The organism is Streptomyces iconiensis, assembly GCF_028657195.3.
GTDB classification, from domain to species: Bacteria; Actinomycetota; Actinomycetes; order Streptomycetales; family Streptomycetaceae; genus Streptomyces; species Streptomyces iconiensis.
Genome location: NZ_JANCPR020000112.1, coordinates 1 through 1,794, shown reverse-complemented (window position 1 = coordinate 1,794; position 1,794 = coordinate 1). Strand labels below are relative to the sequence as shown.

At 68.4% G+C, this 1,794-nt stretch carries 2 protein-coding genes and 1 pseudogene; 1 reads left to right on the top strand and 2 read right to left on the bottom strand.

The annotated features are described in order from the left end of the window. Positions 1 to 197, top strand: a pseudogene (locus NMN56_RS42885) (IS5/IS1182 family transposase); the annotation flags it as partial. A gap of 134 nt (positions 198 to 331) precedes the next feature. On the opposite strand, the gene NMN56_RS42880 reads toward NMN56_RS42885, so the two are convergent. Further along, positions 332 to 1,597 (bottom strand): IS701 family transposase, encoded by a 1,266-nt coding sequence (locus NMN56_RS42880; protein WP_280842944.1) that lies wholly within the window; start codon positions 1,595 to 1,597, stop codon positions 332 to 334. Positions 1,598 to 1,662: 65 nt separating this feature from the next. Beyond that, on the bottom strand, positions 1,663 to 1,794 hold a 132-nt coding region (locus tag NMN56_RS42875), incomplete at its 5' end, for an integrase core domain-containing protein (RefSeq protein WP_274048613.1).

Here is a 1,794-nt window from a genome sequence, read left to right as displayed (position 1 = left end):
GCCGCCGGGGCGGTCGCCCCGTCACCCACGACGCCGGGTTGTACAAGGAGCGCAACACCGTCGAGCGCCTGATCAACAAACTCAAGGCATGGCGCGGCATCGCCACCCGCTTCGACAAGAAGCCCGAGAGCTACCGGGCCGGACTCCACCTCCGCGCCTCCATGATCTGGATCAAAGACCTCACCCGAACCACATGAGCACAACCAAATACAGGCCCTAGTAGTGCTCGGTCATGTTGGTGCGGGGTCCGGCATGTCGCGGTGACAGGTGGGGCAGGCGCCGGTCCAGATCGCGAGGAGTAACTGCACTTCGCGGACGACTCGGTAGAGGCTCAGGCTGGCGCCGTCTCTTTTGGGGATCGGGTCAGCCGTTGCAGGGTGCAGAAGGCGTGGGCGACGGAGACGAGGGTGACGTGGTGATGCCAGCCTGGCCAGCTCCGGCCTTCGAAGTGGGCCAGGCCCAGCGCCTGTTTCATCTCGCGGTAGTCGTTCTCGATGCGCCAGCGGAGCTTCGCGGTGCGCACGAGGACGGCCAGCGGGATGGCCTCGGGCAGGTTGGAGAGCCAGAACTGCACTGGCTCGTCCTGGTCGGCGGGCCATTCGGCCAGCAGCCAGCGCACCGGAAGGTCAGTGGCGTCCGTGGCTTTGCGGATCCCGCGTCCGGCGGGCCGGATCCGCAGAGCCACGAAGCGCGAGTACATGCGTTTGTGTCCGCTGCGGCCACTGCCCGGCCGTGATCCCTCGCGCCACTGCACCGGCCGCGCGGCGCGTTTGCCGGCCGCGATGACCAGTGCCTTCACCGTCTTTGCCGTCTCCGGGTAGGAGGGAACCGGCGGTCGGCCCCGGCCGGTGCAGGCCGGGGTGCACGGCTGTGCGTCCTCGGGCTGGGCGGTGGTCGTGGTGGAGATGCCCACCGCGTAGTCGAGACCGCGGTCCTCCAGGCCGAGCCGGAAGGCGGCGGTGTCTCCATAGCCGCCGTCGGCGATGACCTGGGGCACCTCGATGCCCCAGGACCGGGTCTCGTCGATCATGTCAAGGGCCAGCTGCCACTTCTCGACATGGCCCTCCTGGGCGGGGATGGCGCACCTGTCCCGGCGGGCCACCTTGGCCGGATCGGCTTTCGGCGAGGCGGGATCCCAGCTCCCGGGCAGGAACAGACGCCAGTTCACCGCCGCCGAGGCGCCGTTGGAAGCCAGGTGCAGCGAGATGCCTGCCTGGCAGTTGGTGACCTTGCCCGCGGTGTCGGTGTACTGCCGGGTCACGCACGCGGACGCGTCTCCGTCCTTGAGGAACCCGGTGTCATCGATGATCAGCGCGGTGGGTTTGATGACCGGCTGCATGCGCCAGGCCAGGCGGGCCCGCACATGCGCCGCGTCCCACGGGCTGGAGGTGACGAAGTGGGCCAGGGCCTGCCGGTTCCCGTCCTCGCCGAGGCGGGCGGCCATCGGCTCCACCGACTTGCGCCCACCCTCCAGCAACAGGCCCCGCAGGTAGACCCCGCCCCACCGGCGCTGATCCGCCCGCGCGAACGGCTCGAACATCTCCGCCGCGAAGTCCTCCAGATCACACCGGACCGCAGCCAACTCCCCACCCAGCACACCCGATCAACGACACGACCGATCAAGAAGACACGCCACCACGGACCGCACATGACCAAGCCCTACTAGTTGTGTTGTTCGGGAAGGTTGGTGACGCGGCTTGCTGGTGTGGCTCCGCCGATGCCGGTGTGGGGTCGGTGATGGTTGTACCAGTCGAGCCAGTCGGGGAATGCTGCTTGTCGTTGCTGGTCTGAGGT